At 73.4% G+C, this 25,792-nt stretch carries 23 protein-coding genes, 1 pseudogene and 1 riboswitch; of the genes and pseudogenes, 16 read left to right on the forward strand and 8 right to left on the reverse strand.

Annotated features, from left to right (window positions below):
* Positions 1–56 precede the first annotated feature (56 nt).
* The 6 genes from hppD to O7625_RS20980 are packed head-to-tail and all read left to right on the forward strand — an operon-like array spanning position 57 to position 6,180.
* The gene (gene hppD / locus O7625_RS20955) at positions 57–1,151 is read left to right on the forward strand and encodes a 4-hydroxyphenylpyruvate dioxygenase (protein ID WP_282340818.1); all 1,095 of its coding nucleotides are present in this window, start codon (positions 57–59) and stop codon (positions 1,149–1,151) included.
* Between the two features lie 10 nt (positions 1,152–1,161).
* A complete protein-coding gene (locus tag O7625_RS20960; RefSeq protein WP_282340820.1) occupies positions 1,162–2,085 on the forward strand; it encodes a phytanoyl-CoA dioxygenase family protein in 924 nt (307 codons plus the stop codon).
* A gap of 3 nt (positions 2,086–2,088) precedes the next feature.
* Positions 2,089–2,886 (forward strand): DUF3050 domain-containing protein, encoded by a 798-nt coding sequence (locus tag O7625_RS20965; protein WP_067308400.1) that lies wholly within the window; start codon positions 2,089–2,091, stop codon positions 2,884–2,886.
* Complete coding sequence (locus O7625_RS20970; RefSeq protein ID WP_282340822.1) at positions 2,883–3,851, forward strand: thiamine pyrophosphate-dependent dehydrogenase E1 component subunit alpha; 969 nt, start codon at positions 2,883–2,885, stop codon at positions 3,849–3,851. Before O7625_RS20965 ends, O7625_RS20970 begins: the two co-directional genes overlap by 4 nt.
* Positions 3,851–4,825, forward strand: a complete 975-nt coding sequence (locus O7625_RS20975; RefSeq protein ID WP_067308394.1) for a transketolase C-terminal domain-containing protein — start codon at positions 3,851–3,853, stop codon at positions 4,823–4,825. The genes O7625_RS20970 and O7625_RS20975 overlap by 1 nt, the downstream gene beginning before the upstream one ends.
* Complete coding sequence (locus O7625_RS20980; RefSeq protein WP_282340824.1) at positions 4,822–6,180, forward strand: hypothetical protein; 1,359 nt, start codon at positions 4,822–4,824, stop codon at positions 6,178–6,180. The genes O7625_RS20975 and O7625_RS20980 overlap by 4 nt, the downstream gene beginning before the upstream one ends.
* A gap of 163 nt (positions 6,181–6,343) precedes the next feature.
* On the opposite strand, the gene O7625_RS20985 is transcribed toward O7625_RS20980, so the two are convergent.
* The 3 genes from O7625_RS20985 to O7625_RS20995 form a co-directional block, all read right to left on the reverse strand.
* Entirely contained in the window at positions 6,344–7,045 is a 702-nt protein-coding gene (locus O7625_RS20985; RefSeq protein WP_067308388.1) for an SGNH/GDSL hydrolase family protein, read from the reverse strand.
* Between the two features lie 433 nt (positions 7,046–7,478).
* On the reverse strand, positions 7,479–8,735 hold the full coding sequence (locus tag O7625_RS20990) for an MFS transporter (protein ID WP_282347033.1): 1,257 nt from the start codon (positions 8,733–8,735) through the stop codon (positions 7,479–7,481).
* Between the two features lie 176 nt (positions 8,736–8,911).
* Complete coding sequence (locus O7625_RS20995; protein WP_282340827.1) at positions 8,912–10,465, reverse strand: AMP-binding protein; 1,554 nt, start codon at positions 10,463–10,465, stop codon at positions 8,912–8,914.
* 354 nt (positions 10,466–10,819) lie between these two features.
* Between O7625_RS20995 and O7625_RS21000 the strand changes: the two genes are divergently transcribed.
* The 6 genes and pseudogenes from O7625_RS21000 to O7625_RS21025 all read left to right on the forward strand — a co-directional run bounded on the left by O7625_RS21000 (position 10,820) and on the right by O7625_RS21025 (position 17,433).
* Positions 10,820–12,106, forward strand: a complete 1,287-nt coding sequence (locus O7625_RS21000) for an SGNH/GDSL hydrolase family protein (RefSeq protein WP_172898495.1) — start codon at positions 10,820–10,822, stop codon at positions 12,104–12,106.
* 62 nt (positions 12,107–12,168) lie between these two features.
* Complete coding sequence (locus tag O7625_RS21005) at positions 12,169–13,389, forward strand: cytochrome P450 (protein ID WP_282347034.1); 1,221 nt, start codon at positions 12,169–12,171, stop codon at positions 13,387–13,389.
* 10 nt (positions 13,390–13,399) lie between these two features.
* Positions 13,400–14,341: pseudogene (locus tag O7625_RS21010) on the forward strand (alpha/beta hydrolase); the annotation flags it as partial.
* A gap of 146 nt (positions 14,342–14,487) precedes the next feature.
* The gene (locus O7625_RS21015; RefSeq protein ID WP_282347036.1) at positions 14,488–15,603 is read left to right on the forward strand and encodes an alpha-hydroxy acid oxidase; all 1,116 of its coding nucleotides are present in this window, start codon (positions 14,488–14,490) and stop codon (positions 15,601–15,603) included.
* Between the two features lie 4 nt (positions 15,604–15,607).
* Positions 15,608–16,921 (forward strand): PLP-dependent aminotransferase family protein, encoded by a 1,314-nt coding sequence (locus O7625_RS21020; protein WP_282340829.1) that lies wholly within the window; start codon positions 15,608–15,610, stop codon positions 16,919–16,921.
* A 260-nt stretch (positions 16,922–17,181) separates the two neighbouring features.
* The gene (locus O7625_RS21025) at positions 17,182–17,433 is read left to right on the forward strand and encodes a hypothetical protein (protein WP_089003913.1); all 252 of its coding nucleotides are present in this window, start codon (positions 17,182–17,184) and stop codon (positions 17,431–17,433) included.
* A gap of 263 nt (positions 17,434–17,696) precedes the next feature.
* Here O7625_RS21025 and O7625_RS21030 read toward each other — a convergent pair whose 3' ends face one another.
* Entirely contained in the window at positions 17,697–19,133 is a 1,437-nt protein-coding gene (locus tag O7625_RS21030; RefSeq protein WP_282340832.1) for a glycine hydroxymethyltransferase, read from the reverse strand.
* 18 nt (positions 19,134–19,151) lie between these two features.
* A riboswitch (ZMP/ZTP riboswitch) is annotated at positions 19,152–19,241 on the reverse strand.
* Between the two features lie 140 nt (positions 19,242–19,381).
* Here O7625_RS21030 and O7625_RS21035 point away from each other — a divergent pair.
* Positions 19,382–20,188, forward strand: a complete 807-nt coding sequence (locus tag O7625_RS21035) for an SDR family NAD(P)-dependent oxidoreductase (RefSeq protein WP_282340834.1) — start codon at positions 19,382–19,384, stop codon at positions 20,186–20,188.
* Between the two features lie 61 nt (positions 20,189–20,249).
* Positions 20,250–21,119: a metallophosphoesterase gene (locus tag O7625_RS21040; protein WP_282340836.1), complete on the forward strand. Its 870-nt coding sequence runs from the start codon at positions 20,250–20,252 to the stop codon at positions 21,117–21,119.
* Between the two features lie 9 nt (positions 21,120–21,128).
* Here the strand turns inward: O7625_RS21040 and O7625_RS21045 are convergent, their stop codons facing one another.
* Positions 21,129–21,944, reverse strand: coding sequence for an SDR family NAD(P)-dependent oxidoreductase (locus O7625_RS21045; protein ID WP_282340837.1), 816 nt, complete (start codon positions 21,942–21,944; stop codon positions 21,129–21,131).
* 111 nt (positions 21,945–22,055) lie between these two features.
* On the opposite strand from O7625_RS21045, the gene O7625_RS21050 reads away from it, so the two are divergent.
* A complete protein-coding gene (locus O7625_RS21050) occupies positions 22,056–22,493 on the forward strand; it encodes a helix-turn-helix domain-containing protein (protein ID WP_282340839.1) in 438 nt (145 codons plus the stop codon).
* A gap of 160 nt (positions 22,494–22,653) precedes the next feature.
* Here the strand turns inward: O7625_RS21050 and O7625_RS21055 are convergent, their stop codons facing one another.
* The 3 genes from O7625_RS21055 to O7625_RS21065 all read right to left on the reverse strand — a co-directional run bounded on the left by O7625_RS21055 (position 22,654) and on the right by O7625_RS21065 (position 24,827).
* A complete protein-coding gene (locus O7625_RS21055; RefSeq protein WP_282340841.1) occupies positions 22,654–23,154 on the reverse strand; it encodes a hemerythrin domain-containing protein in 501 nt (166 codons plus the stop codon).
* An 88-nt stretch (positions 23,155–23,242) separates the two neighbouring features.
* A complete protein-coding gene (locus tag O7625_RS21060; RefSeq protein WP_282340843.1) occupies positions 23,243–24,112 on the reverse strand; it encodes an NAD(P)H-hydrate dehydratase in 870 nt (289 codons plus the stop codon).
* Complete coding sequence (locus O7625_RS21065) at positions 24,096–24,827, reverse strand: histidine phosphatase family protein (RefSeq protein WP_067315277.1); 732 nt, start codon at positions 24,825–24,827, stop codon at positions 24,096–24,098. Before O7625_RS21065 ends, O7625_RS21060 begins: the two co-directional genes overlap by 17 nt.
* Positions 24,828–25,210: 383 nt before the next feature.
* Between O7625_RS21065 and O7625_RS21070 the strand changes: the two genes are divergently transcribed.
* Positions 25,211–25,753 carry a hypothetical protein gene (locus O7625_RS21070; RefSeq protein ID WP_282347037.1) on the forward strand — a complete coding sequence of 181 codons (543 nt, stop codon included), beginning with the start codon at positions 25,211–25,213 and terminating at the stop codon, positions 25,751–25,753.
* Positions 25,754–25,792 lie beyond the last annotated feature (39 nt).

Raw genomic sequence — 25,792 nt, forward strand, 5'->3', positions numbered from 1 at the left:
CGGGCCGCACGTGCCCGGACGGCAGTCACGGGGGGACATGGGGAAGGGCTGGAGAGATGGACATTCGTCGAATAGACCACATCGAACTGTACGTGGGGGACGCCCGACAGGCGGCCTTCTACTTCGGGACCGCCGTCGGCTTCACCCTGCGGGGGCAGGGCGGGCCGGAGACCGGGCTGGCCGGGCAGCGCTCCCTGCTGCTGGGCCAGGCCGACATCCGGATGCTGCTGACCACCGGCCTCACCGCCGAGCACCCCGCCGCGCAGTACGTGTCCCGGCACGGTGACGGGATCGCGGTGGTGGCGGTGGAGGTCGGCGACGCCGCCGGGGCGTACGCGGAGCTGGTGGAGCGGGGTGCCACGCCGGTGACCCCACCGCGCACCTGGACCGGCGCGGACGCCGAGGTGGTGACCGCCGAGGTGGGCGGCTTCGGGGACGTGCTGCACCGGCTGGTGGAGCGGCGCGGTGACGCCGACGACTTCCTGCCCGGCGGGATCGAGGCGGCGCCGCCCGGCGGGGCCGACCCGCGGCTGCTGGCCGAGATCGACCACCTGGCGGTCTGTGTGCCGCCCGGTCAGCTCGACGCCACCGTCGCGCACTACGAGCGGGTCTTCGGTTTCGCGCAGATCTTCGAGGAGCACATCGAGGTCGCCGGCCAGGCGATGAACTCCAAGGTGGTGCAGGACGCCTCCGGGCGGGTCACCCTGGTGCTGCTGGAGCCGGACGCCGGCCGGCGTCCCGGTCAGATCGACGCGTTCCTCACCGAGCACCACGGGGCCGGGGTGCAGCACCTGGGGCTGCGCACCGACGACATCGTCGGCGCGGTCGGCGCGCTCGGGGCGCGCGGGGTGCGGTTCGCCGGCACCCCCGCCGCCTACTACGACACGCTGGAGCAGCGGGTCGGCAAGGTCGATGCGCCCCTGGACCAGCTGCGGGACCTCAGCATCCTGGTCGACGCCGACCACGGCGGGCAGCTTCTGCAGATCTTCACCGAGTCGATGCACGTCCGGCGCACCCTGTTCCTCGAACTCATCGAGCGGCGTGGGGCGCGCACCTTCGGCAGCGGCAACATCAGGGCGCTCTACGAGGCCAAGGAACGGGAGCTGGCCGTGGCGGGGGCGACCCCCGCCGTCGCGGCCGGCACGGCATGAGGAGTTGGGCATGACCACGACGCATCCGGGGTTGACGGCGCAGGAGGCGGCGCTGCTGCCGTCCGAGGCCGACGTGCGCCACTACGCCGAGCACGGCTGGTACCTGTCGAAGAAGCTGCTCACCGACGCCGAGGTGGACGCGCTGACCGCGGCCACCGACCGCTACTACGACGGCGAGCGGGACCGCACCCTGCCGGTCCGCCCGCCGAAACTGGCCTACTGGGAGCCGTCGAAGGGGCCGGTGCAGCGACACAACGACTACGTCCACTACGAGCACGACGGCATTGCCGCGATCCTGCGCAAGCCGCTGATCGGCGCGGTGGCCGCCCGGCTGGCCCGGGCCGACGAGATCCGGATCTTCCAGTCGACCCTGATCTACAAGCCGCCGATCTCCGGTGAGCCGTCGAACATCGTGCCCTGGCACTTCGACAAGCACTACTGGTCGTCCTCGTCGTCGGAGCAGATGCTCACCGCGTTCATCCCGTTCCACGACTGCGGGGAGGAGATGGGCACCATCACCATGGTCGACGGTTCGCACCGGTGGTCGGAGACCGGCGCGGACGACACCGTGGTCCGGCACTTCGCCGAGCGCGACCGCGACCAGCTGGAGGAGATGCTGGCCGAGAACGCCGCGCACAACGGCGCGCAGATCCGCAAGATCCCGATGGTGATCCCCAAGGGACACCTGAGTTTCCACCACTGCCGCACCTATCACGGCAGCGGCCCCAACGTCAGCGGACGCCCGCGTCGGGCGATCTCGCTGCACCTGCAGGACGGCGACAACGCCCACCGGGAGTTCCCGCTCTCCGACGGCACCCTCGCCGCGTACAACCACGACGTGCTGGTCCGGCGTACCCCCGAGGGGCGGCCGGACTACGCGGATCCCGACTACTGCCCGGTCATCTGGCGCGAGCGCGCCCAGCAGGAAGGCTAGAACATGTCACGGTACGACTGGGGTAAGACACACCCGGGCATCGAGCGGCTGGAGCAGGCGGTGACCGCCCGTCGCGAGGTGGTGGTCAAGCACCCGCTCTACGCCAACCTGGACACCCACGAGGCGCTGGTGACCTTCATGGAGCACCACGTCTTCGCGGTCTGGGACTTCATGTCCCTGCTGAAGTCGTTGCAGCGGCAGCTCACCTGCGTCGACGTGCCCTGGATCCCCACCGGGCCGACCGGCAGCCGCCGGTTGATCAACGACATCGTGATGGTGGAGGAGAGCGACGAGCTGGGTGAGGGCTTCATCAGCCACTTCGAGCTGTACGTGCGGGGGATGGGTGAGGCCGGCGCGGACACCACCGCCGTCGACCGGCTGGTGGAGCTGTTGCGCGGCGGGGCGTCGGTGACCGACGCGCTGGTCGAGGCCGGTGTGCCCGCGCCGTCGCGGGCCTTCGCCGCCACCACCTGGCAGATCATCTCCTCGACCCCGGTGCACTGCCAGGCCGCCGCCTTCGCGTTCGGCCGGGAGGACCTGATCCCCGACATGTTCACCCAGGTCGTCGCGGTCAACGAGCGCAGCAACCGGCTGCACACCTTCGTCGACTACCTGGAACGGCACATCGAGGTCGACGGCGAGCAGCACACCCCGATGGCGATGCAGATGCTCGCCGACCTGTGCGGCGACGACGACACCAAGTGGCAGGAGTGCGCCGACACGGTCAACCTGGCGCTGACCGCCCGCGCGCAGCTCTGGGACGACATCCTCGCCGCCGTCAAGGAGGGCCGCGACCGGTGACCGACGCCGACCCGGCCCGGCTCTACCGCACGGTACGGCTGATCCGTCGGTTCGAGGAGCGGGCCATCGCCCTGGTCCGCTCCGGGCACATCGTCGGCGGCATCCACCCCTACCTCGGTCAGGAGGGGATCGCCGCCGGCGTGTGCGCCGCCCTCGGCGAGGGGGACCTGGTCACCGGCACCCACCGCGGGCACGGGCACGTGCTCGCCAAGGGTGCCGACCCGGCCCGGATGATGGCCGAACTGTGCGGCCGGGAAACCGGACTGAACCGGGGCCGGGGCGGCTCGATGCACGCGGCGGACCTGTCCATCGGGGTGCTCGGCGCGAACGCCATCGTCGGCGCGTCCCCGGCGATCCTCACCGGCGCGGTGTGGGCGCACCGGCGGCGCGGCAACGCGGTGGTCGGGGCGAGCTTCTTCGGCGACGGCGCGGTCAACGAGGGGATGCTGCTGGAGGCGTTCAACCTGGCCGCGCTCTGGCGGGTGCCGGTGCTGCTGGTCTGCGAGAACAACGGCTACGCCACCACCATGCCGGTGGCCGGCGCGGTCGCCGGCACCATCACCGGCCGGGCCGAGGCGTTCGGCATCCCGGCCGTGGTCGTCGACGGGCAGGACCCGGAGGCGGTCCGGCGGGTCACCGCCGCCGCCGTCGCGCGGATGCGCGACGGCGGCGGGCCGGAGCTGGTCGAGGCCCGTACCTACCGGTTCGACGCCCACCACACCTTCGAACACTCGGTACGCCTCGACTACCGCACGCCGCAGGAGGTGGCCGACGGCCGGTCCCGGGATCCGGTGGAGATCCAGGGTGCCCGGCTGCCGGCCGCCGCCCGGGAGGCCGTCGACGCCGAGGTGGAGGCGACCCTCGACGCGGCCGTCGCGTTCGCGCTGGCCGGCCCGGAGCCCGACCCGGCCGGGGCGCTGGACCACCTGTACGCCAGTGGGCTGACCGCCCGGGGAGGTAGCTGATGCCACGGCTGTCGTACCGCAAGGCGCTGACCCGGGCGCTGACCGACGAGATGACCCGGGACGAGTCGGTGTTCCTGCTCGGCGAGGACATCCGGGTGGGCGCGTCGAACGTCACCCCGGGCCTGCTGAAGCGGTTCGGGCCGGACCGGGTGCTGGACACCCCGCTGTCGGAGCAGGCGTTCACCAGCTTCGCCACCGGGGCCGCGCTGGCCGGGCTGCGGCCGGTGGTGGAGTTCCAGATCCCGTCGCTGCTGTTCCTGGTCTTCGAGCAGATCGTCAACCACGCGCACAAGTTCCCGATGATGACCGGCGGGCAGTGCTCGGTGCCGGTGACCTACCTGGTGCCGGGCTCCGGTTCCCGGACGGGCTGGGCGGGGCAGCACTCCGACCACCCGTACTCCCTCTTCGCGCACGTCGGGATCGTCACCGTGGTGCCGGCCACCCCGGCCGACGCGTACGGGCTGCTGGCGTCGGCGATCCGGCACGACGACCCGGTGGTGGTCTTCGCCCCGGCCGCCGCGCTGGACGTCCGCGACGACGTGGACTTCGCCACCCTCGCCCCGGTGCCGCTCGGGCGCGGGGTGGTCCGCCGGGCCGGCGACGACGTCACCGTGGTCGCCGTCGGGCACCTGGTGCACGACGCGCTGGCCGTCGCCGAGGAGCTGGCCGACCAGGTGTCGGTGGAGGTGTTCGACCCGCGCACGCTCTACCCGTTCGACCTCGACGCGCTGGTCGACTCGGTGTCGCGCACCGGCCGGCTGGTGGTGGTCGACGACTCCAACCGCTCCTGCGGCATCGCCGCCGAGATCATCACCTCGGTGCTGGAGCGGGTGCCGCTGACCGCGCCGCCCCGTCGGGTCACCCGGCCGGACGGCGCGGTGCTGCCGTTCGCGCCCGGACTCGACCGGGCGGTACAGCCCGGCCGGGCCGCCCTCACCGCCGCCATCCACCACGTGACCAAGGACTGTCCATGATCGATGTGAACTACCCGTGGCCGGAGCCCGGCCGGGCCTGGGCGGAACTGCCGGAGTCGAGCCGTACGGCGATGGTCGCCGCGGGGGCGCAGGAGTGGGAGCGGATCTTCCACGGCCGGGCGACGTACAACAAGCAGTGGCGGCTGGCCCGGCCGCCGGTGCTGAGCGCCGACGCGTTCCGCGAGCTGAACGAGGTCTGCGACCGGATCGCCCAGCTCATCCTGGACGCCTGCCGTCGGCGCGCGGCCACCGCCGGTGAGCTGCGCGCGTTGCTCGGGGTGCCGGCGGGGCAGACCCGGCTGCTGGACGAGGACGAGCCGCTGACCGAGGCGCTGCTGGCCGCGTACCGGCCGGACGTGCTGTTCTCCGGCGGGGAGCCGCGGATCGTCGAGTACAACATCGACAGCAGCCTGGGCGGCGGTTTCGACGCCGACACGGTGATCCAGCGGTTCGGCGCGCTCTACCGGGAGCGGGGGCTGCTCGACGGGCTGCCGGTCCGGCCCGCGCCGTCCCTGCTGGACCAGCGGTTCGTGGCGATCCGCAGCGAGCTGAGCCTGCCCGAGGGGGCCCGGGTGGCGCTGCTGATGGACTTCGAGGCCGACTACCCGGGGCTGGACGACCCGGAGACGTTCATCCGAATCCTGTCACCGCTGGTCGACCAGGCCCGCCCGTTCGGCATCGACCTGGTCATCGCCCCGGTCGCCACGGCCACCCTGGACGCCGACCGGCGGCTGGTGGTCGACGGCGCCCTGGTGGACGCGCTGTTCCGGCTCTTCGTGCCCAACCGGGTCACCCCGAGCGCCGGGCTGACGGCGGTGGCCGGGGCGCTCGACGCGGGCACCCTGCCGATGTTCGTCAGCGCCGCCGCCTGGCTGCTCGGCAACAAGATCAACTTTGCCTGGCTCTACCAGGACCTCGACCTGCTGCCCGCCGCCGACCAGGCCCTGATCCGCCGGTACGTGCCGCACACGGTGGCGTTCACCGCCGCCGAACTGGACCGGGCGCTGGCCGACCGGGAGAACCTGGTCGCCAAGCCGGCCGACGGTTCGGCCGGCCAGGGGGTGCTCATCGGCCGGGAGCTGAGCCCGGGGGAGTGGGCGGACGGGCTGCGCGCCGCCCTCGACCGGGGCGGCGACATCCTCCAGCGGTACATGCCCGCCGACCGGGTGGCGATGGACTTCGTGCAGATCGAGACGGGCGAGACGGTCACCGCCGAGGTGCCGTACAGCATCGCCCCGTACCTGTTCGGCCGCACCGGCTCCGGCGCCCTGGCCCGGGTCGGCTACCCCGGCTGCGACGAGGTCCTCAACCTCGCCCGAGGCGTCCTCCTCACCGGCATCCTCCTGACCCCCTGACCCCTCACCCCCCACCCCTCCGGCCCGCCCCTGCGTGGGGTGATCAAGAGGTTCAGGTCAGCCTGGGCCGTTTTCCTGACCTGAACCTCTTGATCGACCGCCTGGTCCGGCCGGGCCGGCGGGGGATGGAAAGGGAGGAGAGGGGTTTGGCGGGGGTTCGAGGTCAGGGGTTGGGGTGGTGGGGGAGCCGGGTGGCCAGGTGGGCGCCGAGGCGGCGGATCGTCTCCGCTGCGGCGATGGCGTCGCTGCGGGCGCTGCCGTGTCGGCCGTCGCTGCTGTACATCGACGGGTCGCTGCCGGCCGGATGATCGGTCAGGTGCACGTGCAACGCGCCCAGCCGGTCGGCGAGCCGGCCGGTACGCGAGGAGAGCAGCCGCATCCGGGTGTTGAGGCCGGGGCGCAGCGCCGGCGGGACGGCCGGGCTGTGCGAGACGTCGAACATGCCCACCGTGATGACGTCCGCTCCGGCGTCGCGCAACGCGCCGACGATCGCGCTCAGCTCGGTGTCGACCGCGTCCGGGTCGAATGCCGTCCGGAAGGCGTCGTTGCCACCGCAGGCCACCAGCGCCAGGTCGGGGGAGAAGGCCAGCGCCCGGTCCAACTGCCCGGCCCGGACCTGCTGCGCTCGCAGCCCGCGCCGACCCAGATTCAGGTACGCCAACCCGGGGCGCACCGCCGACAGTTCGGCGGCGATCCGGTCCGCCCACTGCACGTCGGGGTACCCGTCGACCGGTTCACACATCCCCTCGGCGACGCTGTCGCCGAGCACCACGAACCGGTGCCACGGATGGCCGTGCAACAGCGCGGCGCTCTCCCCCTCACGCAGGCAGTACGGATCGGTGGCTTCGGTCAACGTCGATGACATGGGCGGCAATGTAGCCGACCCGACCGGTGGCGTCGATCTCCGTGACCGCGCCGATCGCCTGATGGTCGTCCGGGTGCGCCGAGCCGTCCCGAGCGTCGATTCTGTCCGCCCCCGGCCGATGCTGTCCGCCCCCACTGATGCTGTCCGCGCCCGGCCGATTCTGTCCGCCCCCGGCCGATGCTGTCCGCGCCCGGCCGACGCTGTCCGTGCCGCCGATGCTGTTGGACCCCGCGGGTAGGTTGCCGGCACCGGACGACGCGGACCGGCCGGGACACGGCGGACGGAGTGGGCGATGCGGACGACCTGCGACTGATCGAGACCCGGGCGTTCGGCAACGGCGTGGTGATGCTGCGCCACCAGCGCTGACCCGCCACCGGTCGGCCGACGGCTCCCGGAAAACCGCTCCCGGGGTCGGGCCGGCGGACGGCCCCGGTCAGGTCGCCGTGGTCGCCGTTGGGGGTGTGGAGCGGCCCATCCGCAGCGGCCCGGCGACCAGGGGAAGCACGGTCAGCACCGCGCACACCACCGCCATCACCAGCAGGGCCGGCCGCAGCCCCAGGGCCGCCACCGACCAGCCGCCGAGCAGCGCGCCCACCGGCAGCCCGACGAACGCCAGCGAACCCGAGATCCCCAGCACCCGGGTCTGCAACTCGTCCGGCACCCGTTCGTAGAGGGTGGCGCCGAGCAGGGGGTTGACCGCCGCGATCCCGACCCCGGACAGGAACGTCACCACCAGCACCACCACCAGATGGTCGGTCAGCGCCAGGACCAGCAGTCGGGGTGCGCCGCTCAGCGCCGCCCCGGCGGCGAACACCAGGGTGCGGGGCAGCCGGGGGCCGAGCACGGTGAAGACCACATTGCCGAGCAACGCGCCCCCGGCGAACACCCCCAGCACCAGGCCGAAGCCGGCCGGGTCGCCGAGTTCGTCGCGGACCCACAGCGGCACCCAGACCGCCGTGTTGGCGGCGGCGAACATGTTCAACGCGGAGACCACCACCAGCATGGTCAGCAGCACCCGGTCGGTGCGCAGATAGCCGAAGCCGGTACGCAGCGCCCGGAAGTAGCCCTCGCGGGGGGCGACCGGGGCGTCGGCGGCGGGCGGCCGGACCAGCACCCCGACCAGCAGCGCACAGAGCGCGAAGGTCCCCGCGTCGATCCAGATCGCCCGGGTCACCCCCACCCAGTCGATGAGCAGGCCGCCGACGACCGTGCCGAACAGGGCCACCCCGCGCAGCAGCCCGTCGTAGGTGGAGGTCAGCCGGATCAGCTCCACCCCGGCGCGCTGGGCCGCCGGCCGGAACATGACGTGCTTGACCCGGTCGCCGATGCCGCGCAGCCCGCCGGCCACCGCGACGAGGGCGACCAGCGCCCCGAACCCCAGCCACGGTGCCAGCGCCACCACCGCGATGACGGCCGCGCTCGCCGCGTCCACCACGATGGAGGTACGCCGTACCCCGAACCGGTCCGCCCAGGGGGTGGCCAGCGAGCTGGAGAGCATGTACGGAAGGAACTCCGCCGCCGCGACGATGCCCATCTTGGCCGGGCTGCCGGTGGTGGTGAGCACCAGCCAGGGAATGGCCACCACCGAGATGCGACTGCCCAGGTTGGAGATCAGATCGGCGGCGACCAGGGTGACCAGTTCCCGCCGTGCGGCCCGCCGGGCCGGCGACCCGACCTCTCCCGCCGGCATCCCGCCGGCCCACTTCCCCCGCCGGCCGGCGTGCGGCTGGCCACCGGCACCGGCACCGGGGTCGGCGGTAGGACCAGCCCCGGGGTCGGTGGCAGGACCAGCCCCGGGGTCGGTGGCCGGCCACGGGTCGGGCACGGGGTCGGTGGTCGTCCGGGGGCCGGCGTCGGCGTCGGCGGTCACGACGGGCTGCCGACCGGGTCGGCGGGACGCCCGGCCGCGTACCGGTCCCGCAGCGCCCGCTTGTCCACCTTCGCCGACCGGTTCAGCGGCAGCTCGTCGACGAACTCCACCGCGCCCGGCGCCCAGGTGTCACTCAGCTCGGCGGTGACCAGCCCGATCAGCTCCGCCCCGGTCACCGTCGCCCCCGGCGTCCGCACCACGTACGCATACGGCAGCTCCCCGGCGACCGGGTCGGGCACCCCGATCACCGCCGCCGCGCGCACCTGCGGATGCCCGGCGAGGACGTCCTCGATCGGCCGGGAGTAGATCGGCCAGCTGCGCTGCCGGGTGAGGATGCGGTCCTGTAACCGGTCGACGAGGTAGAGGAAGCCGTCGTCGTCGAGGTGGCCGATGTCGCGGGTCCGCACCCAGCCGTCGACCAGCGTCTCGGCGGTCAGTTCGGGCTGACCGTGGTAGCCGTGGAAGCTCAGCTTCGTCCGCACCCACACCTCGCCGTCGGTGCCGGCCGGCAGCACCCGCCCGTCGGCGTCGCGGATCTCCACCGTGACGTCGCCGTACGGCCGGCCGCAGGAGCCCAGCCGCTCCGGGTGCGCCGGGTCCTCGGTCAGGCCGGGCTGGGCGCAGATCACCACCGCCTCGCTGAGGCCGTACACGATGCGCAGGCACGGCCCGAACCGGGCGATGGCCTGGCGCAGCCGGGCGGGCGCGGCCGGCCCGGCGCCCACGTTGAACATGAACATCGCGGAGAAGTCCGCGCCGGGCAGGGCCGGATGGTCGAGCACCTCGTAGAGCATCGGCGGGGTGACGAAGGTCGAGGTGAGCCGCTCGGCGTCCACGGTGGCGATGAACGCGGCCGGATCCCACTGCTGGCGCAGGAAGAGCACCCCGCCGGTGAACAGGTTGAACAGGGTGGTGATCTGCCCGCTGGCCAGCCACATCGGGGAGTGCGACAGGTGCCGCAGCAGCGGGAGGCCGGCGGCCCGGAAATCGGCCGCCAACGCCAGCACCTGCCGGTAGAAGCTCTCCCGGTGGTGCACCAGCTTGGGGGTGCCGGTGGTGCCGCTGGTCTGGAGGAACGACTCCGGGGCGGGCACCACGGCGGGCAGCTCGACCGGCGGGGCGTCGGCGGTCAGCTCCACACCCAGCCGCAGCACCGGCACCCCGGGCAGCGAGGCGGCGATCTGACCGCCCAGCCCGTCCGGGGCGTACGCGTGGTGCACGAACACGTCGGGGCGGGCCAGCCGGACGAACTCGTCGATCTCCCGACGGGAGGTGACCGGGGCGATCCACATGCTCCGGCAGCCGAGCAGGTGCAGGGCGAGCTGGAGCAGCGGACCCTCGACGGCGTTGCCCAGCATGACCAGCACCGCCGCTCCGGGGCGTACCCCGTGGCCGGTGAGGGCGTGGGCCAGCCCGCGTACCTCGGCGGCGACCTGCGGGTAGGTCAGCCGGCGTCCGTCGCCGACCAGCGCCTCCCGGTCGCCGAACCGGGCGAACAGCTCCAGTGCGTCGTGCACGTAGGTGGTGGAAACGTCGGCCCCGTCGGTCATCGCACAGCCCCCAGGTCGAGCGGCGGGTCGTCGGCGGGCCGGTGGGCCTGCCGTGCCGACCGGCCGGGATGGCGTCCGGGCAGGTCACGGCCCGGTCCGCGACGGGGTGCGGGGAGTGGGCGACCGCACCGCCGCCGTCTGCGAGCCTAGGCCGACGGCGTCGCCGGGGGACAGGGCCGAACGGCGAGGGGCCGGCCACCATGGACATTTGATCATGTCTATCGGGGCGATTGACGCCTGTCAGACGGCACGGCTAGGTTTCTGGACCATCGTCCGGGCGGTGCCGTCGATGGACGCCGGCCCTGGGCGGCCAACCATGGAGGTTCAATGTCGACCCCGAAGAGATGGCAGGTCATAGCGTCCGCGGCCGTGTTGCTGGTCGTGAGCGCCCCGGCGGTGGTGGCCAGCGCCGGTCCGTCCGACTCCGACGGCGGTGAGGCTGCCGCCCGGCCGCAGTGGGCGGGTACCTGGGCCGCGGCGGTCACCCGCGGCAACACCGCCGGACTGACCAACACCGGCCTGAACAACCAGAGCATCCGGATGACCGTGCGGACCACCGTGGGTGGCGAGCGGCTGCGGGTCCGGCTGAGCAACCTCTACGGCGAGCAGGCGGTGCAGGTGGGGCACGCCACCGTCGCCCGCCCGAACGCCGCCACCCTCACCGACCGGTCGGACATCCTTCCCGGCACCCTGCGGGAGCTGAAGTTCGGCGGGTCCACCTCGGCGACCATGAACAAGGGCGCCGAGCTGCTCAGCGACCCGCTGACCTACCCGGTGGGCGAGCAGGAGGACCTGATCGTCACCCTGCACTTCCCGGTGCTCACCGGGCCGGTCACGTTCCACGGCCAGTCCAAGGTCACCACCTTCATCGGGGCGAACGACCTGACCACCGCCGCCGACGGCGCCGGCTTCACCATCCGCCCGGACTGCTGCTGGATGTTCCTGTCCGGCATCGACGTGCTGCGGCCGCAGAGCCCCGGCGCGGTGGTGGTGCTCAGCGACTCGATCGGGGACGCCAACGGCAGCACCGTCAACGCCAACAAGCGCTGGCCGGAGCTGCTGGCCGGGCGGCTGGTCGCGGCCCGCCCCGAGGTGCGTACCCCCGGGGTGCTCAACCTGAGCCTGGCCGGCAACCGGCTCAACCACGAGGGCACCGAGCCCGGCGCGGGCGGTTTCCCCGGCTACTACGAGCTGGGCCCGAACGCGCTGGCCCGGCTCAACGAGGACGTCTTCCCGCAGACCGGGGTGAAGACCCTGGTGACCCACCTCGGCATCAACGACATCTGGATGTCCGACGACTCCGCCGACCGGATCGTCGCCTCGCTGCGGCAGATCAACAAGCAGGCCAAGGCGCGTGGCCTGCGCAGCCTCGCGGTCACCCTCACCCCGTACGAGGGGCACGGCAACCCTGGGGTGTGGACCCCGGAGAAGGAGACCACCCGACAGGCGGTGAACACCTGGCTGCGGGGCCCGGGAGCTGCCGAGTTCGACGGGCTGCTCGACTTCGACGCGGTGCTGCGCGACCCGGCCCAGCCGAGCCGGCTGCTGCCGGCGTACGACGCCGGTGACCACATCCACCCGAACGACGCCGGCAACCAGGCGCTGGCCGACGCCGTACCCCTTCGACTGCTCGGTCTGTGACACCGGCGGGGCGGCGGGGGTGACCCGCCGCCCCACCGGTCATTTCCTGGGGAGGAAGCACCATCGTGGACGTCGACGAGATCATGACCGGCCTCTACAGCGACGCCGGCCGGCAACATCCCTACCCGTGGTACGCCGCCCTGCACGAGCACGGGCCGATCAGCGCCATTCCGACCCGCCCGGAGCACAGCACGATCTCCGCGGTGGCCGTCGGCTACGACCTGGTCGACCAGGTGCTGCGCGACCCGGAGTGGTACAAGCAGGCCCCGCCGGGCTGGCAGGACCAGGAGATCCTGCGCACCTTCCAGTCGTCGATGATGTTCGTCAACCCGCCCGACCACGGCCGGATGCGCGGCGTCTTCGCCCGTACCTTCACCCCACGCCGGCTGGGCGCCCTGGAGCCGGTGATCGTCCGGGTGGTCGACACCCTGCTGGACCGGATGGCGGACGCGGGCGCCGACGGCGGCGAGGTCGACTTCGTCGCGGAGTTCGCCTACCCGGCGCCGGCCCTGGTGATGGCCGAGTTCATCGGCCTGCCCGAGAGCGAGCTGGCCTGGTACCGGCAGCGGGTCGACTGGATCGACGAGTTCCTCGACGTCGCCGGCAAGACCCCGCAGCGGTTGGCGCTGGCCAACCAGGCCGCCGAGGAGCTGCGGGCGTTGTACCGGGACCTGATCGCGCACCGCCGGGGCCGACCCGGCGACGACCTGATCTCCGGGCTGGTCGAGGCGCTGGACTCCGGCGAGGTCGACCTGACCGAGGAGGAGTTGATCAGCAACCTGATCGTGCTGTTCAACGCCAGCTTCGTCACCACCGTCTACATGTTCAGCAACGGATTGCCGGTGCTGCTCGACCACCCGGACACCGTGGCCGCGCTGCCCGGCGACGACGCCCTGGCGCAGGGCTGTGTGGACGAGGTGCTACGGCTGGAGAGCCCGGTGCACTTCCTGGCCCGCGCCGCGCCGCGGGACACCGACCTGGGCGGGGTGCCGGTCGCCCGGGACGAGAACGTGCTGCTGATCATCGCGGGGGCCAACCGCGACCCGCGCCGCTTCCCCGGGCCGGACCGGTTCGACCCGCGCCGCGCCGGCCCGCCGTCGTTGGCCTTCGGCGTCGGTCCGCACTTCTGCCTCGGCGCGGCGGTGTCCCGCCTGGAGGGCCGGATCGGCCTGCCCCGGCTGTTCGCCCGCTTCCCCGGGCTCGCGGTCAGCCGGCAGCCCGACTACAGCGGGAGCCTGTTCCTGCGCGGCATCGACAAGCTCTTCGTCACCACCGGCGGTTAGGAGTCAGCCCATGTCCCTCGATCCCCAGGTGGTCGCCTACCGGGCCGCGCGGGCCGCCACCGGCACCCCGCCGCTGTACACCCAGACCCTCGCCGAGGCCCGCGCCGCCGACCTCGCCGCGATCCGGGCCGGCGGCGGCGACGTCGAGCCGGTCCACGAGGTACGCGACACGACCGTCCCCGGCCCAGCCGGCGACCTGCGGGTCCGGGTGTACCGTCCGGCCGGTGCCGGCCCGCTGCCCACCCTGGTCTACTTCTTCGGCGGCGGCTGGACGCTGGGCAGCGTGGAGACCGCCGACGGGATCTGCCGCCGGCTGGCCAACGCCACCGGATGCCAGGTGGTCACGGTCGGCTACCGGCTGGCCCCGGAAAACCCCTTTCCGGCGGCCGTGCTGGACTGTCACGCGGCCACCCGGTGGCTGGCCGAGCACGCCGCCGACCTGGGGGTGGACCCGGACCGGCTGGTGGTGGGCGGGGACAGCGCCGGCGGCAACCTGGCGGCGGCGGTGACCCTGCTGGCCCGCGCCGAGGGCGGCCCCCGGCTGGCCGGGCAGTTGCTGGTCTATCCGAACACCGACCAGCGCGCCGCCCACCGGCCCGCCGGGGACGGACCGGACGCCGACCGGCCTGCCGACGACCAGGATCCGCTCCTGTTCAACCGGCACTCCGTCGACTGGTACCGCGGTCACTACCTGGCCGATCCGGCGGACGCGGCCGACCCGCTGGCCTCGCCGCTGCTCGCCGACGACCTGTCCGGCCTGCCCCCGGCCCTGGTGCTCACCGCCGAGCACGATCCGCTGCGCGACGAGGGGGAGCGCTACGCGCAGCGGCTGCGGGAGGCCGGGGTGCCGGTGCGGGCCAGCCGCTATCCCGGCATGATCCACGGCTTCTTCGCCATGCCCGGGATCTTCGACGCCGGCCGCCGAGCCCAGGACGAGGCCGCCGCCTTCCTCCGCGACGTCTTCGGGCTGCCCGCCGCCCCGGCCGGCACCCAGCCCGCCGCCCCGCCTGCTGCCCCGGCCGCTGCCCAGGTGGAGACCCCGGCTGCTGCTCCGGTCGAGGCCCCGGGTGCCGCCTCGGTGGGGGAGGGCCGGTGACGGTGGCGCCCCGGCCCGCTGACGGGCAGCTCGCCCGGTCTCCGGTCAGCCTGGCCGACTTCGCCGATCTGGCCCGCGAGGTGCTCCCGGCCGAGGTCTGGGATTTCGTCAGCGGAGGCAGCGGCGTGGAGACCACCCTTGCCGCCAACCGGGCCGCCCTGGACCGGGTCGCCGTGCTGCCCCGGGTGCTCACCGGGGTGGAACAGCCGCGCACCGACGCGGTGCTGCTCGGCCGGGAGCAGTCCATGCCGGTGGCGGTCGCCCCGATGGCGTACCAGCGGCTGCTGCACCCCGACGGCGAGCCGGCCCTCGCGGCGGCGGCCGGCGCGGCCGGGGTTCCCTATGTGCTCAGCACGTTGAGCAGCGCGCCGATCGAGGAGGTCGTCGCCGCCACCGACGGGCCGGTCTGGTTCCAGCTCTATTGGCTGCGTGACCGGGCGCTGGTCGCCGACCTGCTCGACCGGGCGCACGCCGCCGGCTGTGCCGCGCTGATGGTCACCGTGGACGTGCCGGTGCTCGGCCGGCGGCTGCGCGACGCCCGCAACGGCTTCGCCCTGCCGCCGGAGGTGATCGCCGCCAACCTGCCCGGCGGCCGCGACGACCTGGCGCACGCCGGCACCCCCGGGGTGTCCGCCGTCGCCGTGCACACCGGCGCCGTCTTCGCCCCCGCGCTCAGCTGGGCGGACCTGGCCTGGCTGCGGGGTCGTACCCGGTTGCCGCTGCTGGTCAAGGGTATCCTCGACCCGCGCGACGCGGTCCGCGCCGCCGACGCCGGCGTGGACGCGGTGGTGGTCTCCAACCACGGCGGCCGGCAGTTCGACGGGGCGCCGGCCACCGCCACCATGCTGCCCGAGGTGGTCGCGGCCGTCGGCGACCGGATCGAGGTGCTGGTGGACAGCGGGGTACGGTCCGGCACCGACGTGCTGCGTGCCCTCGCCCTCGGCGCGACCGGGGTGCTGCTCGGCCGCCCCCTGCTCTGGGCGTTGGCGGTCGGTGGCCGGGCCGGGGCACAGGCCGCCCTCGATCTGCTCGCCGTGGAGCTGCGCGACGGGCTGACCCTGACCGGCTGCGCCGACCCGGGGCAGGCCCGGCGGCTGCGTACCCTGACCGGAGGCTGACCCGGTGGACCATCCGGTGGACCTCGACCTGGCGACCCTGCACCCGGCGGTCGACGACCCGGCGCTGAACTCGATGAACTTCCTCAACGAGGTCGCCGGGCACTGGCCCGACGCGGTGTCGCTGGCGGCCGGGCGGCCGTACGAGGAGTTCTTCGACGACGACGCGCCGGGGCGCTGGCTGGACCGGTTCCGCCGGCACCTCGCCGACGACCTCGGGCAGCAGCCCGAGCAGGTCCGCCGCACCCTGTTCCAGTACGGCCGGACGAAGGGGATCATCCACCATCTGATCGCCCGTAACCTCGCCGTGGACGAGGACGTCCACGTCGACGACGAGGCGGTGGTGGTGACCGTCGGCTGCCAGGAGGCGATGCTGCTGGTGCTCCGGGCGCTGCGGGCCGGGCCGTCCGACGTGCTGCTCGCCGTCGCCCCGACGTACGTGGGGCTGACCGGCGCGGCCCGGCTGGTGGACCTGCCGGTCCGGCCGGTGGCCGGTGGCCCGACCGGGATCGACCTGGCCGACCTGCGGCTCCAGCTGCGCCGGGCGCGCACCGAGGGGTTGCGTCCCCGGGCCTGCTACGTGATGCCCGACTTCGCCAACCCCTCCGGCACCAGCATCCCGGTGGTCGACCGTCGACGCCTGCTCGACCTGGCCGCCGAGGAGGACCTGCTGCTCATCGAGGACAACCCGTACGGGCTGTTCCCGGCCGGGGACGCCGACCGGCGGCCGACGCTGAAGGCGCTGGACACCCGGCGTCGGGTGGTCTACCTCGGCTCGTTCGCCAAGACGGTGCTGCCCGGTGCCCGGATCGGCTATCTGGTGGCCGACCAGCGGGTCGCCGGTGCCGACGGCACGGTGGGGCTGTTCGCCGACCAGCTCGCCAAGATCAAGAGCATGGTCACGGTGAACACGTCTCCGCTGGCCCAGGCCGTGATCGGCGGGGCGCTGCTGGAGCACGGCTGCTCGCTGGTCGCCGCGAACCGGCGGGAACGGGCCGCGTACACCCGCAACCGCGACCACCTGCTGGCCGGGCTGCGCCGACGCTTCCCGGCCGGCTCGCCGGTGCGCTGGAACGCCCCGGCCGGCGGCTTCTTCGTCGTGGTCACCGTGCCGTTCCCGGTCGACGACGCGCTGCTGCGGCGCTCCGCCGAGCGGTACGGCGTGCTCTGGACCCCGATGGCGCACTTCTACGACGACGGTCGCCCGGTCGACGCGCTGCGGCTCTCGGTCAGCGCGGTCACCCCGGAGCAGATCGACGTCGGCCTGGACCGGCTGGCCGCCCTGATCACCGACGAACTGGCCCGCCTGTCCGCCCGGTGACCGCCGGATAGCGGCGACGGTGGCCCCGACCGGCTCCCGCCGTCGCACCCGAACGGATGTCGCCGTCCCGGCATGCGGTCCTGCGGTTGTCCCGGCGTGCGGTCCTGCGGTTGTCCGGGCGTGCGGTCCTGCGGTTGTCCCGCGTTGCCGCTCTGCTGCCTTCCCGGCGGGCGGTCCACGGTAGGTGGTCACCACCCGGTGTCGTCGAGCCGCCACCTGCTGTGCTGTGCGCTGGATGGTCGGATGGCCATAATGGACGCATGATCGCTTGGGAGTACGCCCTGTTGGTCCGCCGCTACCAGGGGCAGGGACGCCAGTTCCACGTCTCGTTCGTCTGGTACGGCCCGGACGGTTCACGCACCGACGTCACCGCCTACGGCGACACCGCCATCGCCCACCTGAACCGGGTGGGTCGGGAGGGCTGGGAGCTGGTCTCCGCCGCCGAGGACGTCAACAACATCCAGGGCAGCACCGAGGTCCACCGCTACCACCTCAAGCGCCCCCTCCCCTAACCCACCGCCCCCGTACCCACCCCCGCCCTCGTCGCCGCCCCGCCCGCCCTGCCCGCCCCTCCCCGGTTGATCAAGAGGTTCAGGTCACCCCACCCGCCTCCACTGACCGAAACCTCTTGATCAACCGGAGGGGCCGGTGGTGGGTGTGGGTGATCAAGAGGTTTCGGTCAGCGGCGGGAGGTTTCGTGACCTGAACCTCTTGATCACCACGATCAGGCGGGGGGAGGAAGGGGCGGGGGAGGGGGAACGAGGGGGAGGGTGGGTCAGCTCAGGGTGATGGTGGGGTAGAGGGGGAAGCCGGCGAGCAGGTCGGTGGCCTGCTTACTGATCTTGTCGGCGACCGCCGGGTCGAGGACGTACTTGGCCTTCGACGGGGTGCCGTCGGCGTTGGCCCCCGGCGTGGTCTGGCTGAGCACGGTGTGGATCAGCTCGGCGGTGACGTCCATCTCGGCGGTGCCCAGACCCCGGCTGGTCAGCGCGGGGGTGCCGATCCGGATGCCCGAGGTGTACCAGGCGCCGTTGCGGTCCTGCGGGACGGCGTTGCGGTTCGTGACGATGCCCGAGTCGAGCAGCGCCTGCTCGGCCTGCCGGCCGGTCAGCCCGTAGCCGGAGACGTCGAGCAGCACCAGGTGGTTGTCGGTGCCGCCGGTGACCAGGGTGGTGCCCCGGCGCAGCAGCCCCTCGGCGAGGGCCTGCGCGTTGTCGACGATCCGCTGGGCGTAGTCGGCGAAGTCGGGCCGACGGGCCTCGGCCAGCGCGACCGCCTTGGCCGCCATCACGTGCGGCAGCGGGCCACCGAGCACCATCGGGCAGCCCCGGTCCACCTGGTCGGCCAGCTCCGGGCCGCAGAGCACCATGCCGCCGCGCGGGCCGCGCAGCGACTTGTGGGTGGTGGTGGTGACGATGTGCGCGTGCGGCACCGGGTCGAAGTCGCCGGTGAAGACCTTCCCGGCGACCAGGCCGGCGAAGTGCGCCATGTCGACCATGAAGGTCGCGCCGACCGAGTCGGCGATCTCCCGCATGATCCGGAAGTTGACCTTCCGGGGGTACGCCGAGTAGCCGGCGACCAGGATCAGCGGCTTGAACTCCCGGGCGGCCTCGGCGACCCGGTCGTAGTCGATCAGGCCGGTGGCCGGATCGGTGCCGTAGCTGCGCTGGTCGAACATCTTGCCGGAGATGTTCGGCCGGAAACCGTGGGTGAGGTGGCCGCCGGCGTCCAGCGACATGCCGAGCATCCGCTGGTTGCCCAGCTCGCGGCGCAGCGCGAACCAGTCCGCCTCGGTCAGGTCGTTGACCTGACGCACCTGGGCCTTCTTCAGCGCGGGGGACTCGACCCGGTCGGCCAGGATCGCCCAGAAGGCGACCAGGTTGGCGTCGATGCCGGAGTGCGGCTGCACGTACGCGTGGGCGGCCCCGAACAGCTCCTTGGCGTGCTCGGCGGCGAGCGCCTCGACGGTGTCGACGTTCTGGCAGCCGGCGTAGAAGCGACGGCCGACGGTGCCCTCGGCGTACTTGTCGCTGAACCAGTTGCCCATGGTCAGCAGGGTCGCCGGGGACGCGTAGTTCTCGCTGGCGATCAGCTTCAACGACTCCCGCTGGTCGGCCAGCTCCGCGCCGATGGCGTCGGCCACCCGGGGCTCGACGGCCCGGATCACCTCGAGCGCGCTGCGGAAGGCGGTGGATTCGGCGTTCAGCGACATGCGACCTCCAGGTGGCGTACGGAAGGCCCAGGCGCTCGGCGTGCGTCCTCATGACGGGGCCGCTTCCCGATGGTGCTCCATCCCCACGCGCCAGTCACGGCCCGCGACGATCCTACCGGGTGCCCGGCGAAGGCGTCCGGAGCACCTCCGGCGGGCTGCCGGCCGGATGGTTGACCGGCCCGATCCGGGGCAATGCAGGCGCAGGGGACATCCGGGCGGCGGAATCCCCCGAGGAGAGGACCAGGCAGATGAGCGCACCCCCCACGGGACGACCGCTGGCCGTCGTGACCGGCGCGTCCAGCGGCATCGGGTACGAGCTGGCCGGCGAGTTCGTCAGGAACGGCTACGACGTGGTGATCGCCGCCGAAGACGCCGGCATCACCGAGGCGGCCCACCACCTGCGCCGCGAAGGCCAGGCCGAGATCCGGCCGGTGCAGGTCGACCTGGCGACCTCCGACGGGGTGACGGCCCTGGTCGAGGCGGTGCAGGCGGCCGGCCGGCCGGTCGACGCGTTGGCGGTCAACGCCGGACGGGGCGCGGGCGGGGCCTTCGTCGGCGGCACCGACCTGCGCGACGAGCTGAACATCATCGACGTCAACGTGACCTCGACGGTGCACCTGGCCAAGCGGGTGCTGCCGGGGATGGTCGAACGGGGTGCCGGCCGGGTGCTGTTCACCTCGTCGATCGCGGCCACCATGCCCGGCCCCTACCAGGCGGTCTACAACGCCTCCAAGTCCTTCGTGCAGTCCTTCGCCGAGGCGCTGCGTAACGAGCTGAAGGAGACCGGGGTGACGGTGACCGCCCTGATGCCCGGCCCGACCGAGACGAAGTTCTTCGACCGTGCCGAGATGGGCGACACGAAGGTCGGCACGGACGACAAGGACGATCCGGCGACGGTGGCCGCGCAGGGCTTCGCGGCGATGATGCGGGGCGAGGAGAAGGTCGTCGCCGGCTCGCTGAAGAACAGGGTCCAGGCGGCGGCGGCCCGGCTCACGCCGGACCGGCTCAAGGCCGAGCAGCACCGTCGGATGGCCGAACCCGGCTCCGCCGACTGAGGACCCCGGCGTCGCCACCGCGCGCACGGCGCCGGGTGACCTTCTGCCATACGATCGGCGGATGCTGGGGGAGGACACCGAGGGCAGTCTGGTCGCGATCAGCGACCTCCACGTCGGGTACGCGGAGAACCGTGCCCTGGTCGAGGCGCTACGACCCGCCTCGCCACGGGACTGGCTGATCGTCGCCGGTGACGTGGCGGACACCGTGGCCGACATCGAGTGGGCGCTCGGTCTGCTCGCCGAGCGCTTCGACACCGTCATCTGGGCACCCGGCAACCACGAGCTGTGGACCCCGCCGGCCGACCCGGTGACCCTGCGCGGGGTGGCCCGCTACGAGCTGCTGGTGCGGCGATGCCGGGAGCTGGGCGTGGTCACCCCCGAGGACGACTACCGGGTGTGGCGGGGGCCGGGCGGCCCGGCGCTGGTGGCACCGCTGTTCCTGCTGTACGACTACAGCTGGCGACCGCCCGGGTTCGACACCCGGGAGGCCGCCCTGGCGGAGGCGTACGAGACCGGGATCGTCTGCACCGACGAGTTCCTGCTGCACCCCGACCCGTACCCGAGTCGGCAGGAGTGGTGCGCGGCCCGGCTGGACCAGACCGCCCGCCGGTTGGCCGCCCGGGATCCGGCGCTGCCCACCGTGCTGGTCAACCACTGGCCGCTGGACCGCCACCCGACCGAGGTGCTGCGCTACCCGATCTTCGCGCAGTGGTGCGGGACGGACGCCACCGCCGACTGGCACCGCCGGTTCGCCGCCGCCGCGGTCGTCTACGGGCACCTGCACATCCCGCGTACCACCTGGAAGGACGGGGTGCGGTTCGAGGAGGTCTCGGTGGGCTACCCCCGGGAGTGGCGGCAGCGCCGCCTCCCACCGGGTCGGGTGCGGCGGATTCTGCCGGCCCCGGAGGGCACCCCGCTGACCGCCTGGTGAACCATCCGCTCAGCCGGCGTCGAGGCGGGCGAGCAGCTGGTCGGTCAGCGTCCCGAGACGGCGGGCGGCAACGGGGTCGAGCGTCCCGGTCGACAGGGGTACGGGTCGGCCCCGGTCGTTGGCGGTCAGGGCGTCCGACGGCGGGTCGTCGATCCACCTCACGATGGGGCGGATCGACGTCCCGACCGGCCTGGCGAACACCGACGCCGCCCGGACCACCCCACGGACCGGTGCCGGCAGGGTGGACAGGTCGCCGCTGCGGGTGAAGCCGGGGTGGTAGAGCACGTACCGGGTCCGCCCGCCGGAGCGGGCCGCGAAATCCACTCCGAGCAGGTCGTTCGCCCGGCCCGCCTGCAACTGCGCGTCGACCATGCCGTACCCGTCGGCGAGCTGGAGGTCGTCCCAGTGGATCGCACCACGGGTGACGCCGACGCCGGCCACGTTGACGACGACCGGCCGTTCGGCGGTGTCGAGCTGATCGCGCAGGCCGTGGCTGAGCAGGTAACGGCTCAGGTAGTACAGCGCGAAGGTCTGCTCCAGGCCCTCGTCGGTGACCACCCGCCGGGGCGACTGCCGGTTGGCGCACAACACCAGGGCGTCCACCGTCGGCCACCGGTGCCGGATGACGTCGACGGCCCGGCGGGTCTCCGCCACCGAGCGCAGGTCCGCCCGGAGGAAGTGCGCCCGGTCGGAGAGCGCCTGCACGGATCGCCCCTTCGCGGGGTTGCTGCCGATGGCGACGACCTCGTCCCCGCGTCGGAGCCGGGCTTCGAGCGTGCCCCGACCCATGCCGTCGGTGCCGCCGCTGATGACCGTGACCCGCATACCGCCCCTTCCCGTCGCCCGGCGGCCCCCGTGGGGCACCGGACGTCGACCCCGGATCGTGACCGGCACAATCCTCTGCGAAGGCCGGTGACAGCGGAAGAAGGCAGTGTCATGTCCGTACCGAACACGGATGTTCGTTCCCTGGTGGCGACGGCCCTGCCGATGCCCGTACCGGCCGACGAGTACGACGGCTGCCCGGTCACCGGGCTGCTGCGGCTGCTCAGCGACAAGTGGTCGATGCTGGTGCTGGTCCTGCTGGGTCGTCAGCCGTACCGCTTCAACGAGCTGCACCGCGCCATCGGGGGGATCAGCCAACGCATGCTGACCCGTACCCTGCGCGGTCTGGAGTCGGCCGGTCTGGTGCTGCGCGAGGTGCATCCCACCGTCCCGCCCAGCGTCGAGTACCGGCTCACCCCGCTCGGGCAGAGCCTGCTCGGCCCGCTGTCCGGCCTCGCCGACTGGGCGGTCGGCAACGAGGCCGCGCTCGCCGCCGCCCGCCGCCCGGTCGCCGCTGCGACGTCGTCCAGGCCGAGCCGACCGGCTGGGTGACCGGCGCCGCGCGGGGCGGGAACCGCGAATTCCGGGCCGCGCCCACCGGTGGGTGGTGGGCTACGCGGGGCGAACCGCGAGCGCCCGCGCCGACCACGTCAGGAGGGGCCCGACCGACGGTCGGGCCCCTCCTGACGTGGTACGGGTCGAACGCGGGGGGTCAGGCGGTGGTGGCGTGCCGGGCGCTCCTGATCGCCTTGGGATCGCTGGGGGATCGGGGCGCGTCCGGGCGCAGCGCGATCATCCGCTCGCCGATCTCCTGGAGCTGGTTGCGGCCGAGCGCCTCCCGCACCTTCGGGAACCACTCCTGCTCCTCCTCCTCGACGTGGTGCTCGACGTTCTCGATCAGCACCGTGGTCTTGGCGACGAAGTGGTCGTCGTCGGCGTCCATCGCGGCCAGCTCGGCGCAGAGCACGTCGGCGACGTGGTGCTCCTCGTACGACTCCAGGATGTCGTCCTCCAGATCCGGCAGGAGCTTGCGGACCTCGGGGTACATCACCTCGTTCTCCAGGTAGGTGTGCGTCGTCAGGGCGGCCACGATCTCGTCGACCACCGTGCGGCGGCGGCTGGCCGGCCCCTCCTGCGCCTTCTCGAACTCCCGGAAGAGACGGCGCATCTCCTTGTGGTCCTCTTTGAGCAGGACGATGGCGTCGGTGGACACGGTGGACCTCCTTGATCAGCTGACGGCAATCCCGGTACCCCGGGATGAACTGCGGAAACGGATCGCGGGCGGCGAATGTCCGACACCCTCACACGGTGGCGATGGTGTGCGGGATCTCGTCGAGCAGCTCGCGGGCGAGGAACCCGATCCGGCCGAACCGGGGCACCAGCCGCTGCCCGCTGACCGCGTGCACCCACGCCGCCCAGCAGGCCGCCTGAGCGGGTTCCGCGCCCCGCGAGAGCAGCCCGGCGAGCAGCCCGGCCCGCACGTCGCCGCTGCCCGAGGTGCCCAGCCCGGCGTCGCCGCTCTCCTCCCGCCAGCCCTGGCCGTCGGGGGTGGCGATGTGCCCGTACAGGGAGACCACCGCCTCGTACCGGCGGGCCAGTTCGCGGGAGTCGGCGTCCAGGTCGTCGCCGGGGTCGCGGCCGAGCAGGTGCCGGGCCTCGGTCAGGTTGGGGGTCAGCACCACCTTCCGGTCCGCGCCGACCAGCAGGTCCGGTTCGTGGCTGAGCGCGCCCAGCGCGTACGCGTCGAAGACCAGTGCGGTGTGCGGCCCGGCCGCCGACAGCACCAGGCGCAGCAGCGCGCCGGTCTGGTCGATGTCGTTGAGGCCCGGCCCGACGGTGACCACGTCGGCCCGCTCGACCAGCTCGCCGAGCCGGTCGCCCGGGTCACCGGCGACCGCGCCGTCGGCGGTCTCCGGCAGGCCCACGACCATGGCCTCGGGCACCTGGATGCTCAGTGCGGCGGCGGTGGACTCGGCGGCGGCGAGTTGCAGCACCCCGGCCCCGGCGCGCAGCGCGGCCACCCCGGCCAGCAGCACCGCGCCCGGGGTGAACCGGGAACCGCCGACGACCAGCACGGTGCCCCGGTTGTCCTTGCCGCCGGTCGGCACCGGCAGCGCCCAGTCCCGCAGCAGCCCCGGGGTGATGACCCGGGTCTCAGACCGGTTCGGCATGGATCTCGTCCTCCGTGGTGGGTGGGGTGCCCTGCGCGTGCAGGTGGGTGACGTCGTTGAAGATGTCCGGGACGAGGCGGCCCCCGGCGTCCGCCGACCAGCCGGTCACCGAGCAGTTGGCGATCACGTGCTCCCGGGTCAGCCCCATCAGCTCCGCCTCGGTCAGCCCCTCCACCAGGTAGCGGAGCAGGAACACCAGGGCGTCGTGCCCGAACAGCAGCACCCGCCGCCCCTCGTGGTCGCGGCGCAGGTCGCCGAGGAGGGTACGCAGCCGCAGCGCCACGTCGGTCCAGGATTCGCCGCCCGGTGGGCGGTAGTAGAACTTGCCGAGCCGTTGCCGACGGGCCGCCTCCTCGGGGAACCGGTGGGCCACCCCGCGCCCGGTGAGCCCGTCGAGGATGCCCAGTTCCCGGTCGCGCAGCCGCTCGTCGACGCTGGCCGGGATGCCGGTGCCGGCGAGCGCCAGCTCGGCCGTCCGCGCCGCCCGCCGGTACGGCGAGACGACCGCCACGTCGGGCCGGTGCCGCTGCGGCAACCCGGCCAGCCAGCGGGCGGTGGCCCGGGCCTGCTCCTCGCCGGTGTCCGACAGGGGCACGTCGGCGTCCCGGTGGGTCAGGTCGATCAGCTCCGCGCCGTTCGCCTCGGCTGTCGAGGCGGCGACGTTCGCCGTGCTCTCACCGTGCCGGACGATCCACAGCGCCGCCAGTTCCGCCATGCCCCCATGCCTACCCCCGCCTCCACCCCGATAACCGTCCACCCGCCCCGCCCGCCCCGCCCGCCCCGTCCACCCGCCCCGCCCTGCCCGACCTGCCCGCCCCGCCTGACCCGCCCCGCCCTGCCCGCCCTGCCGTGGCCCGCGCGTCGGCCCGCCACTCAGTCGGTCAGCGGCCCTGCTGCCGGGAGATCTTGGTGGCAAACGGCCCCCCTGGGGGCCAGAATTTTCCAAGATCTACAGGACTCCCTGCGGCGGCGGAGGCGGCGCTCCCCGAGTGGGGGGTGGTGGGGTGGGAATGGTGGGGTTCGGGTGGTGGAGTGGGGCGGGGCGGGCGATACCCTGCGCGCGTGGACGGCGGGGTGGACAGTGTGGTGGACGGCGGGATGGATGGTGGGGCGGGCGGCGAACGGGTGGCGGCATCGCTCACCGGGTGGCTGAGCCGGCTGGAGTTCACCGACCTGGGCACCGACGAGGTGACCGGGCGGATCATCGACGCCGTGCTGGCCTGGGCCGCCGAGCAGGGCTGGCGGTCCTACCGTCGGGCGGCGAGCGTGCTGCCGTTGCCCCCGCCGATGTCCGACCGGCACTCGGTGCTGGACGTGGCGTGTGCCCGCCGGGACGGGCCGCCGGTGGTGATCGAGGTCGACCACACCGATCGGCGGCGTACCTGGGAGAAGCTCGCGGCGGAGGCCGCCGCCGGCCGGGTCGCCCTCTGGGTGCGCTGGGGTCCGGGGAAGTTCGCCGTGCCGCCGGCCCCGATCTACCTGGTCACTTGTGAGGTGGCCCGACACGCCGGGCCGGCGGGCGCGGGCCGCCGACACAGCCGGACGACGGGTCCGGCCCGGCCGGCACCTGTCCACTCTGCCCGCGACGTCGACCCGGTCGTCGAGCCGCTGCCGCTGCCGCCTGTCGAATCCGGTTCCTGACCAGCTCAACGGCTGGCCGTGCGCCCGCCCGCCACGCCC

It is taken from the genome of Micromonospora sp. WMMD714 (assembly GCF_029581315.1).
Taxonomy (GTDB): Bacteria; Actinomycetota; Actinomycetes; order Mycobacteriales; family Micromonosporaceae; genus Micromonospora; species Micromonospora rifamycinica.

Coding starts and splice junctions, on each gene's coding strand:
- O7625_RS21060 (WP_282340843.1), bottom strand. CDS start 24,112: ATGCCGAACCGGTCTGAGACCCGGGTCATCACCCCGGGGCTGCTGCGG.
- O7625_RS20965 (WP_067308400.1), top strand. CDS start 2,089: ATGTCACGGTACGACTGGGGTAAGACACACCCGGGCATCGAGCGGCTG.
- hppD (WP_282340818.1), top strand. CDS start 57: ATGGACATTCGTCGAATAGACCACATCGAACTGTACGTGGGGGACGCC.
- O7625_RS20985 (WP_067308388.1), bottom strand. CDS start 7,045: ATGTCATCGACGTTGACCGAAGCCACCGATCCGTACTGCCTGCGTGAG.
- O7625_RS21025 (WP_089003913.1), top strand. CDS start 17,182: ATGATCGCTTGGGAGTACGCCCTGTTGGTCCGCCGCTACCAGGGGCAG.
- O7625_RS20975 (WP_067308394.1), top strand. CDS start 3,851: ATGCCACGGCTGTCGTACCGCAAGGCGCTGACCCGGGCGCTGACCGAC.
- O7625_RS20960 (WP_282340820.1), top strand. CDS start 1,162: ATGACCACGACGCATCCGGGGTTGACGGCGCAGGAGGCGGCGCTGCTG.
- O7625_RS21050 (WP_282340839.1), top strand. CDS start 22,056: ATGTCCGTACCGAACACGGATGTTCGTTCCCTGGTGGCGACGGCCCTG.
- O7625_RS21065 (WP_067315277.1), bottom strand. CDS start 24,827: ATGGCGGAACTGGCGGCGCTGTGGATCGTCCGGCACGGTGAGAGCACG.
- O7625_RS21045 (WP_282340837.1), bottom strand. CDS start 21,944: ATGCGGGTCACGGTCATCAGCGGCGGCACCGACGGCATGGGTCGGGGC.
- O7625_RS21030 (WP_282340832.1), bottom strand. CDS start 19,133: ATGTCGCTGAACGCCGAATCCACCGCCTTCCGCAGCGCGCTCGAGGTG.
- O7625_RS20995 (WP_282340827.1), bottom strand. CDS start 10,465: ATGACCGACGGGGCCGACGTTTCCACCACCTACGTGCACGACGCACTG.
- O7625_RS21070 (WP_282347037.1), top strand. CDS start 25,211: ATGGATGGTGGGGCGGGCGGCGAACGGGTGGCGGCATCGCTCACCGGG.
- O7625_RS20990 (WP_282347033.1), bottom strand. CDS start 8,735: ATGCCGGCGGGAGAGGTCGGGTCGCCGGCCCGGCGGGCCGCACGGCGG.
- O7625_RS21040 (WP_282340836.1), top strand. CDS start 20,250: ATGCTGGGGGAGGACACCGAGGGCAGTCTGGTCGCGATCAGCGACCTC.
- O7625_RS20980 (WP_282340824.1), top strand. CDS start 4,822: ATGATCGATGTGAACTACCCGTGGCCGGAGCCCGGCCGGGCCTGGGCG.
- O7625_RS21035 (WP_282340834.1), top strand. CDS start 19,382: ATGAGCGCACCCCCCACGGGACGACCGCTGGCCGTCGTGACCGGCGCG.